This is a genomic window from Halomonas urmiana, from assembly GCF_005780185.1.
Lineage (GTDB): Bacteria > Pseudomonadota > Gammaproteobacteria > Pseudomonadales > Halomonadaceae > Halomonas > Halomonas urmiana.
This window is the reverse complement of the sequence record NZ_VBUI01000002.1, coordinates 216452-226218: the sequence shown is the minus strand read 5'-3', so window position 1 is coordinate 226218 and position 9767 is coordinate 216452. Positions and strand designations below refer to the sequence as shown.

The 9767-nt window shown below is 67.6% G+C and carries 6 protein-coding genes and 1 pseudogene; 1 reads left to right on the top strand and 6 read right to left on the bottom strand.

Annotated features, from left to right (window positions below):
* Positions 1-113 precede the first annotated feature (113 nt).
* The 5 genes from FEI13_RS02380 to FEI13_RS02360 all read right to left on the bottom strand — a co-directional run bounded on the left by FEI13_RS02380 (position 114) and on the right by FEI13_RS02360 (position 7304).
* Positions 114-1235, bottom strand: coding sequence for an acyl-CoA dehydrogenase family protein (locus FEI13_RS02380; RefSeq protein ID WP_138179164.1), 1122 nt, complete (start codon positions 1233-1235; stop codon positions 114-116).
* A gap of 31 nt (positions 1236-1266) precedes the next feature.
* The gene (locus FEI13_RS02375; protein ID WP_138179162.1) at positions 1267-2463 is read right to left on the bottom strand and encodes an acyl-CoA dehydrogenase family protein; all 1197 of its coding nucleotides are present in this window, start codon (positions 2461-2463) and stop codon (positions 1267-1269) included.
* Positions 2460-3899, bottom strand: a complete 1440-nt coding sequence (locus tag FEI13_RS02370; RefSeq protein WP_138179161.1) for an enoyl-CoA hydratase/isomerase family protein — start codon at positions 3897-3899, stop codon at positions 2460-2462. The genes FEI13_RS02375 and FEI13_RS02370 overlap by 4 nt, the downstream gene beginning before the upstream one ends.
* Before the next feature lie 170 nt (positions 3900-4069).
* On the bottom strand, positions 4070-6082 hold the full coding sequence (locus FEI13_RS02365; protein WP_138179159.1) for a TRAP transporter permease: 2013 nt from the start codon (positions 6080-6082) through the stop codon (positions 4070-4072).
* 58 nt (positions 6083-6140) lie between these two features.
* Positions 6141-7304 carry a TAXI family TRAP transporter solute-binding subunit gene (locus tag FEI13_RS02360; protein WP_138179157.1) on the bottom strand — a complete coding sequence of 388 codons (1164 nt, stop codon included), beginning with the start codon at positions 7302-7304 and terminating at the stop codon, positions 6141-6143.
* Between the two features lie 332 nt (positions 7305-7636).
* Between FEI13_RS02360 and FEI13_RS02355 the strand changes: the two are divergent.
* Positions 7637-7882, top strand: a pseudogene (locus tag FEI13_RS02355) (fasciclin domain-containing protein); the annotation flags it as partial.
* 142 nt (positions 7883-8024) lie between these two features.
* Here FEI13_RS02355 and FEI13_RS02350 read toward each other — a convergent pair.
* On the bottom strand, positions 8025-9746 hold the full coding sequence (locus tag FEI13_RS02350; protein ID WP_138179153.1) for a SulP family inorganic anion transporter: 1722 nt from the start codon (positions 9744-9746) through the stop codon (positions 8025-8027).
* Between the last annotated feature and the right edge of the window lie 21 nt (positions 9747-9767).

Genomic DNA, 9767 nt, shown 5'->3' with positions numbered 1-9767 from the left:
GGCACGCCGCCGACAGGCCCGAAGGCCCGGCACCGACGATCACCACATCGAAATCCATGGAATCGCGTTCGACTTGTGCTTCCACCTGCACTCTCCTTTGTTGAAACCCTGGATCAGACCACGTCGACGAGGTGGTCGCTGACATGCTCGAGGTGGTGATCGGCGTCACCCAGGTAATGATCGAACATCACCAGGCGCTTGGCGTAGTGGGACACGTAGCACTCGTCGGTCATGCCCATGCCGCCGTGCAGCTGGATGGCCTGTTCGGCGACGAAGCGCGCCGCTTCACCACAGTAGGCCTTGGCCGCGGCGAGGCGGTAGTCGCGTGCGGCGGCAGGGCGATCGAGGCTGGCGGCGGCGAGAATCGCCATGGAGCGGGCCTGCTCGAGGTGCAGGTGCATGTCGACCATGCGGTGCTGCAGGCTCTGGAACGCCGACAGGGGGGTGCCGAACTGCTGGCGCTCCTTGAGGTAGTCGAGGGTCTGCTCGCAGGCGACCTCCATGGCACCGACTGCCTCGGCACACAGCGCCGCGCGGCCGAGCGCCAGGGAGGCATCGAGGGCCTGGGCGACGTCCCGACCGAGACAGGCGTCGTCGCTCAACGAGACGGCGTCCAGGGTCAGGTCGCTGGCCGACTGGTCGTCGATGGTGCGGTAGTCGCGACGCGACAGGCCGGTGGCGTCGGCGGGGACCACGAACAGGCCCAGGCCTCCGTCGTCGAGGCGTGCCGTCACCAGCAGGGCGGCGGCCGAAGCGGCATTGAGCACCAGCTGTTTGCCGCCTTCCAGCACCCAGCGCGCGCCGTCGCGACGTGCGGCGGTGGCGATGCCATGGGCATCGTAGCGGGCGTCGTTCTCCTGCCAGGCCAGTGCCAGCTGATGCTCGCCCTCCAGCAGCGGGGCCAGCCAGCGCTCCCGCTGCCCGGTATCGCCGAGTCGGGCCAGCAGATCGCCCGGCAGCACCAGGCCAGCCAGGTAGGCGTCGGGCACCAGGCCGCGTCCCAGCGCCTGCATGATGAGCATCAGGTCGGTGCCGTCACCGCCGAGGCCGCCGACCTTCTCGGCGAAGGGCATGTGCAGCAGTCCCAGTTCGGCAAAGGTCTGCCACAGCGCCGAATGTTCACCGGCCGGGGCCTCGAGCATGGCGCGACGCTGCTCGGGGGTGACCCGGTCGGCCATCAGGCGGTCGAGGGTATCGGTGAGCATGCGCTGCTCGTCGGTCAGGGAAAAGTCCATGGGCGGCTCCTTACATGCCGAGGATCGGCTATTACATGCCAAGAATTGTTTTGGCGACGATGCTCTTCTGGATCTCGTTGGCGCCGCCATAGATAGAGAGCTTGCGGCGGTTGAAGTACTGGGCGGCGCCCGCGGCGCTCTCGGCCCGGGCCGGGTCATCGAGCTCGGCGTCGCCGTGGAGGAAGTCAGGGAAGAAGGGCGGTGCGGCCGGGCCCAGGGCGCGGCGGGTCAAATCGCTGAGCTCCTGGCGAAGCTCCGAGCCGCGCACCTTGAGCAGCGAACTCTCCGCCCCCGGAACACCGCCGTCCCGGGCCGCCGCGATGACCCGCAGGTTGGTGACCTCCAGGGCCATCAGCTCGAGCTCGGCCTTCACCACCCGCTGACGGAAACTGGCCAGCTCGAGGAGTGGGCGGCCGCGGTGCTGCACCCGTGTGGCCAGTGACTTGAGATGGCGCAGCGCCTGCTTGGCGTGGCCGAGCCCGGCGATGCCGGTGCGTTCATGGGTGAGCAGGAACTTGGCACAGGTCCAGCCCTGGCCCTCCTCGCCGATGCGGTTGGCCACCGGCACGCGGACCTCGTCGAGGAAGACCTCGTTGACCTCGTGGGCGCCCTCCAGGGTAATGATCGGGCGTACCGTGATGCCGGGGCTCGTCATGTCGATCAGCAGGAAGCTGATGCCGGCCTGCTTCCTGGCGTCGGGGTCGGTACGCACCAGGCAGAACATCATGTTGGCGTGCTGCCCCAGGGTGGTCCAGGTCTTCTGCCCGGTGACGATGTAGTGGTCACCATCGCGTACCGCGCGGGTCTTGAGGCTGGCCAGGTCGGAACCGGCACCGGGCTCGGAGTAGCCCTGGCACCACCAATCGCGGTTGGCGAGGATGCGCGGCAGGTAGTGTCGCTTCTGGGCCTCGCTGCCGAAGCGCATGATCACCGGAGCCACCATGTTGATGCCGAAGGGCACGATGGTCGGGGCGTGGGCAGCGGCGCACGCCTCCTCGAAGATATGGCGTTGTACGGGGCCCCAGCCGGGGCCGCCGTGCTCCTCTGGCCAGTTGGGCGCCAGCCAGCCGCGCTGACTGAGAATATTCTGCCAGCGCAGCTGGTCGTCGGGTGAGAGTTGCCGTCCCAGCCGCACGCGCTCGCGGATGTCGTCGGGCAACTCGGTGTCCAGGAAGTCGTGTACCTGCTGGCGGAAGGCCTGCTCCTCGGCACTGTAGGTCAGGTTCATGGGGACGTCTCCGAACTGGCGGATGCGGTGAGGGTGGCCTGGCGATGGGGACCGCCGAGGTGACGTGGGTAGCCCAGGGCCTCGACGGCCAACAGGTCGATATCGCTGGTGCGGTAGCAGCGCCCCTGCTCGGCGAGGGCCAGGCTGGCCGCCTCCATGGCGGTGCACCGGTCGTCAGGCGAGGCGTCCGCCGCCCGGTACAACGCGGCGAGCAGGCTGTCGCGGCGGCTCACTACCACGGCTTGGCGCAGGGCCTTGAGGGCCGCGGCTGCGGCCTGCTGCTGCTCGGCGCTGGCGCGAATGGCGACCAGTTCCACCAGCGCGCCCTGCGGCGGCGTGACAAGGACCAGCTCCGCGTTCAGGTCATCCGGCTGGCCGTCAGCATCGGCCGGCTGCAGGGCGATACGCAGGCAAGTCGCCGGGCAAGCGGGGGCCGCGTCGTCGGAGGCGATCAGGCAGGCCTGTGTCGAGTCGTCCGGCCGGTCGGTCAGCTCGATGTCGGTGCGCCCGGCATTGTCCCTGAGGCGCTCGAAGAGCGGATGCTCGCCGAGCAGCGCGAGGCGCGACAGCGCCGGGGACTCACCGGCATCGGGCACCCGGTGGGGGGCGCGGGCGGCGAAGAAGGCGTGGATCAGCCCGGCCCGCTGGGGGGAGTCCATGCAGGCTAGGAACAGCTCGCGTTCGCGGCGCAGCCCCTCGGCCAGGCCGTCTTCGGAGCTGGCCGCGACGGCCTCGATGCAGCGGAATGGCGAGAAGAGTTCGGGTACCTCGGCCTCGAGCCGGGCCCGATGGCGGGCGATAGCCCCGGGGTCGGCGGCGGGCGCGCGCAGCTCGCCGGTCAGGCGGGCGGTGCGCTGGCCTTCCAAGATGGCGTGGGCGGCACCGAGACCGGCATCGAGCGGGGCATCGGTCGCGTCAATGGCATCGATGATGCCCAGCGAAAGTGCCTCATCGGCGGGTACGAAACGCCCGCTGGTGATCAGTTCCAGGGCGCTGTCCACACCGACCAGGCGGGGCAGCCGCTGGGTGCCGCCGGCACCGGGCAGCAGGCCGAGATTGACCTCGGGCAGGCCGACCCTGGTGCCCGGCAGGGCCACACGGTAGTGGCAGCCCAGTGCCACCTCGAGGCCGCCGCCCAGGGCGGTGCCGTGCAGGACCGCCACCAGGGGCTTGGTGCTGGCCTCGAGGCGTGCGACGACCTCCGGCAGGATTGGCTGCCGGGGAGGCTGGCCGAACTCGCGGATATCGGCGCCGGCAATGAAGGTGCGGCCGTTGGCCATCAGCACCAGGGCGCGTGCGCCGTCATCATTCAGGCCCTGGTCGAGTGCGTCGAGCAGGCCGCTGCGCACGGCATGGCCGAGGGCGTTGACGGGTGGGTTGTCGATGCGGATCACGCCGATGTCGTCATGGCGTTGATAATGGACACAGGCTGTCATGCTTATCCTCTCTCGTCCGCTATGCGATATATGTTGTTTGTATTTCGGAACATCTTCGCATGATGTCGCGATTCCCTGATGGGGTCAAGTTTTGCGAAATAAAGTTCCGCTTAGAGAAACCGTGCAAAAGAAGGCCGCCCCTGGGCGGCCGAAACACGCAACAGGCGGGGTTAGTGACCGGTGTGCACCGACCCCTTGGGGGCATGGTGCTGGCTCCATTTGGCCAGCAGCACGCCTGGCACCAGGGTGGCCAGCGAGATGCCGAGCAGTTCGAGCTGAGTCAGCGGGACCATGCCGCCTCCGGGCAGGGCCAGGGTTAGGCCCGAGAGCAGCACCAGGGCACGGATCACCGCCTCCTGGATAACACCATGACCCAATCGGCCCACGCCGATCAGGTAGCCCTGCATGGCCGAGGCGAACAGCACGATGCCCACCAGGGCCTGGACGAACACCAGCAGGATCTGCAGCGGCGCGCCCTGCATGATCAGCGCCGGATTGAGCACGAACAGGAAGGGAATGAAGTAGATCACGCTGCCTAGTCGCATGGCCTGCAGGCCGGTTGCCATCGGCCGAGCCCCGGCGACGGTGGCGGCGGCGAAGGCGCCCAGCGCCACCGGCGGGGTGATGAAGCTGAGCATCCCCCAGTAGAGAATGAACATGTGCACGGCCATGGGATCGAGGCCGCCGCCCTGGATCAGGGCCGGCGCCAGGGCCACGGCCAGGAAGATGTAGGCGGCGGTCACGGTCATGCCGATGCCCAGTACGAAGCTGGTCAGGGCGCCCATGATCAGCAGCAGCGGCACGCTGCCCCCCGCCAGATGGATGAAGTCGTTGGCGATGGTGCCGGACAGGCCGGTCATCGACAGCGAGCCCACCAGCATGCCGACCCCGGCGAGGATGGCGATCAGCTCGGCGAACAACCTGGCGGCTCCCGATAGCGTCTCGCCCACATCCGTCCACCGCCAGCGGTTGTGCTTGGAGAGCTGGTTGAGCACCAGCAGCAGGGCGGTGGCATAGAAGGGTGCGACGGCCTCGCGTTGCATGACCAGCAGCATCCACACCAGCAGGGCGAAGACGAAGATGAAGTACCAGCCCTCCTTGAGGGTGGCCTTCAGCGAGGGCAGTTCCGCGCTGGGTAGCCCCTTGATCTCGTTCCGGGCGGCATAGGCATCGATCTGGATGAACAGGCCCAGGAAGTAGAGGACCGAGGGGATCACCGCGGCCAGTGCCACGCTGGCATAGGGCACGTCGAGGAACATGGCCATGACGAAGGCGGTGGCGCCCATGACGGGGGGCATCAAGACGCCGCCGGTGGAGGCGCAGGCCTCGACGCCGCCGGCGAAGGAGCGCCCCATGCCGATGCGGCGCATGGCGGGAATCGAGAGTACCCCGGTGGTCAGCACGTTGCTGATCACGCTGCCGCTCATCGAGCCCATCAGGCCACTGGAGAAGATCGACACCTTGGCCGGACCACCCCGGACGTGACCCAGCAGGGCGAAGGCCAGGTTGATGAAGAACTTGCCGCCGCCACTCTTCTGCAGCACCACCCCGAACACCAGAAAGCCGATCACCAGGCCGGCGAAGGCCTGCAGCGGCACGCCCATGATGCTCTCGGTGCTCATGGTGTGGTACATGGCCGTCTCCTCGAGGGAAGAGGGGAAGGCCTGGATCGGCCCCGGCATGACGTCGGCGACCAGCGGATAGAGCGAGAAGGCGGTGACGATCACGGCGATGGGCCAGCCGCCGGCGCGCCTGGCGGCTTCGATGATCAGCAGCCAGTAGGCGTAGCTGGCCCAAATGGCGGTGTCCGGCGCGGCGAAGGCCCAACCGCGCTCGAGGATGGCGTCGGCGTTATAGACGAAATAGCCGCCGATGAGCAACGTTACGGCGCTGAGCAGGTAGTCGTACCAGGGAATGGTGGCCTGCCGGGCCGAGGCCCGGAACGACCAGAGCAGATAGACCAGCGGCAACAGCAGGGCCACTACCGCATAGTAGAATTGGGTTTCGAGGCCCGTGACGATGTTCAGCCAGCCGAGATTGAACAGGTAGTCCAGGGTCATCAGCAGCAGCACGACCGTGACGGCTCCTGGAATCCATGCCAGGCCGGGCGGCAGCCGTCGAGCCTGGCTGATCTGTTCCCTGGCCTGCTGCGCAGAGCTGTCTTGTGTGTTCGCTTTGGTCATATCGGGGTCCAGGGCGTTCAGGAAGGAGGGGGGCGGCCCGAGCCGCCCCGCTGGGGGATCACTCGAAGACGGGGTCGAAACCCGCGTCACGCAGGGCCTCGGCGCGTGCGGTCATCCAGGCCTCGCGGAAGGCATCCTCGTCGTCGGGGGCACCGTCGATGAAGGCGTTCCAGGTCTCGAGCAGCAAAGCCTGGCGCTCGACCAGGGATTCCTGGTGTGCCTGCATCTCCTCGGTCCAGACACCGACCTCCTCGTAGTACTCCACCACGGCGTCGTGGAAGGGAATCACCCACTCCAGGTCCTGGTACTCCAGCGCATAGCCCGCCGCGCCCGGTGCCGAGTCCTTGTAGTCGTCGTAGTTGTCCTGAAGGGCCTTGATCAACCCGTAGGCGACCTGGTCGTCGAGGTCCTGATTGGCGACCACGATGGGGTAGGGATAGCTGGCGCTCGGCAGCGGGTTGTCGGCACTGATGCCGCCGGCACCGGAGGTGACCTCATGGGGGCGGAAATAGGGCGCGATCGCCTTCATGCGCTCCCAGCCTTCGGTATTGTCCGGATCGAGTACCGGCCAGCTGATACCCCGCGGGCTGCTGGCGAGCTGCTGGGCAGGAGGGGTGACCGTGGTGGTGAAGGAGGCGTCGACGTTGCCGGCGATGATGCCGTCGAAGGAGCGGCCGTAGCCAGGGTAGTCGACCCGCTCCACGTCGTCCCAGGTCAGGCCACCGAAGGCCAGGTAGGCCTCGGTGCCCTTGTTCAGGGCGTCGTCGCCGCGAATGTAGGCAACGCGCTTGCCCTTGAGGTCGGCAGGGGTCTCGACATCCAGGTCGCCGGCCACCGCCAGGGACAGGCCGAAGGAGGCGGTGGAGGTAGTGATCACCCGCAGCGGCTGGGGGCCCCAGTCGGGGTGGGCGAACATCATCACGCCTTCGGCGCCATAGTAGCTGGAGATGCCGCAGGCACAGAGGTTGACGCGTCCCTGCTTGAGCGGGGTCATGCGCGAGACATCGTTGTCGCCGGGCAGGATGCGCACCGAGGTGTCGTAGTGTTCCTGCAGCATGCCACCGATGGCCACGGCCTGGGCATAACCGCTGGAATTGGTGCCGTAGGCGGTCCACGCCATGGTGCTGGGTAGTGCCACGTCGCCGCTCGCCTGGCTGGCGGCGACCGCGAGCATCGAGAGCGGGAGAGAGGCAATGGCGAGATGGCGGGCGAGCTGGCGCATGAAGGACTCCTGAATCATGGTGATGCTGGTTGTTTTGCTATGCGGTATTAAGTTCCGCTTTCATCTCGATACTAGGGAAGCCGGCACAAGGGTGTCAACGCCTGTTCGTTGGTGCGGCTTTACCACCCTGTCCGCTTGGCGGAATAGTTGTCGCAATGACATGAATTAAAAGTCAATTTCAACACTTCCATGCCCGCAAGCAGGGCCCTTAGAGGCTCGATGTGCGACCAATGTCTAGTGCCTGAGCCGACGATAAGACGGTGTCCTGATCAGCGGACAAGTGCGCTGCACGGGCAACTGGTCCGTATGACAGGGGGGCGCAGGAGCGTTACCAGGAGGTGCTGACCTATCACGTGGTGCCCGGCAGCATGAGTCGAGAGGCGCTGCAGGACGCGGTCATGGAGCGCGAGGGGGCGGCCAGTTTCGAGACGGTGCAGGGCGAGCGCTTGAGCGTGATGCGAAACGGCAACAACCTCAGCGTCATGGATGCCAACGGCAATTCGGCCAACATCATCCTGGTGGATGTGGCCCGGTCCAACGGGGTCATTCACGTCATCGATGGCGTGTTGATGCCCTGACACGCGATAAACAATGTTTGGCCCCGCTCCCGGCCAGGGAGCGGGGCCTTTTCGTGTGCTTGCTGCTGTCATGGCCGATGCATCGCGACCGTCAAGCCATCGACACTCGCGTCACCGGGTGATCTGTTGATACGCGCACCCTTCAGCGAGCCTCGTCCGACTGGCGCTTGAGCTCGACCCAGGCCGCATAGGTGCTGAGGAACACCCGGCCGGTCAGGTCGTCGAGGAAGTCGCTGTGCTTGAGCCGGTCCATCACCGGCCCCTTGACCTCGGCGAGGTGCAGGGTGACCGAGGAGTCCTGGAGCCGGGCGTTGATCGCCTCGAGGCTCTCCAGGGCCGAGGCGTCGATCAGGTTGACCGCCGAGCAGATCAGCACCACGTGGTCGAGCTCGGGGCGGCTCGCCACCAGGGCGTAGAGGGTGTCCTCGAGGTAGCGGGCGTTGGCGAAGTAGAGGCTCTCGTCGATGCGCAGCATGGCCAGGTGGCTGACGGTCTCGGTCTGGTGGCGATGCACGCTGCGAAAGTGCTCGGTGCCCTCGATACGCCCCACCAGCGCGCTGTGTGGGCGGCTGGTGCGGTAGAGGAAGAGCCCGATGGAGAGCGCCACCCCCGAGATGATGCCGGCCTCCACGCCCTCCACCAGGGTCAGTGCGATGGTCACCGCCATGGCCGAGAAGTCGCTGCGCGAGTAGCGCCAGGTCTGGCGCACCAGGGGGATGTCCACCAGGGTCAGGATGGAGACGGTGATGGTCGCGGCCAGCGTGGCGATGGGCAGGTGGTGGAGCAGCGGGGTCAGGGCCAGGGTGACCGCCGCGATGCCCAGCGCCGCGAAGAGCCCCGCCATGGGGGTGCGCGCCCCGGACTCGAAGTTGATCACCGTGCGTGACAGCCCCCCGGTGACCGGCATGCCGCCGGTGAAGGCGGCCGCGACGTTGGCGCCGCCCAGGCCCACCAGCTCCTGATTGGGCGAGATCCGCTCGCGGCGCTTGGCGGCGAGCATCTGGGCCATGGAGATCGACTCGACGAAGCCGACCACGCTGATCAGCAGCGCCGGGACCAGCAGGCGCTGCCACAGGGGCACCTCCAGTGGTGGCAGGGTCAACGGTGGCAGCCCGCCCGGCACGGCCCCGATCACCGCCACACCCCGCTCGGCCAGCTCCAGCTGCCAGCTGAGCAGCGTGGTCACGATCACCGCGATCACCGGGCCCGTGCGGGTCAGCAGCGCGGCGAATCCCGCCGGCAGGCCCATCGCCATGAAGGCCCGCTTGCCGAACTGGCGGATGCCCACCAGGAAGGCCAGGCAGCCAAGGCCCATCAGCAGGGTCGGCCCGTGAGTCTGGCCGAGCTCGCCGGCGAGACTCGCCACCAGGGCCAGGGCGGTGAAGCCGCTGGCCTCGATGCCGAGCAGGTGGGCCGCCTGGCTGGCGGCGATCAGCACCGCCGAGGCCGAGAGAAACCCGGCGATGACCGGGTGGCTCAGGAAGTTGGCGAAGAAGCCCAGGCGCAGCAGTCCCATGGCGGTCAGCATCAGCCCCGAGAGCAGCGACAGCACCAGCGCCGCCTGGAGATACTCGGGCGTGCCTGGCGTGGCCACGCCCGAGAGGGCCGCCCCGGTCATCAGGGCGATGATCGCCACCGGCCCCACGGCCAGGGTGCGGCTGGTGCCGAGCAGCGTATAGGCCAACAGGGGCAGGATGCTGGCATACAGGCCGACCACCGCGGGCAGCCCCGCGAGCAGGGCATAGGCCAGCGACTGGGGAATCACCATGATGCTGACGATCACGCCGGCGAGCAGATCGGCGCCGGCCAGGCGGCGGGTGTAGTGGGGTAGCCAGGTGAGGATCGGGAGGTAGCGCTTGAGCATCCTGTCACGCCGTGTCGGTGG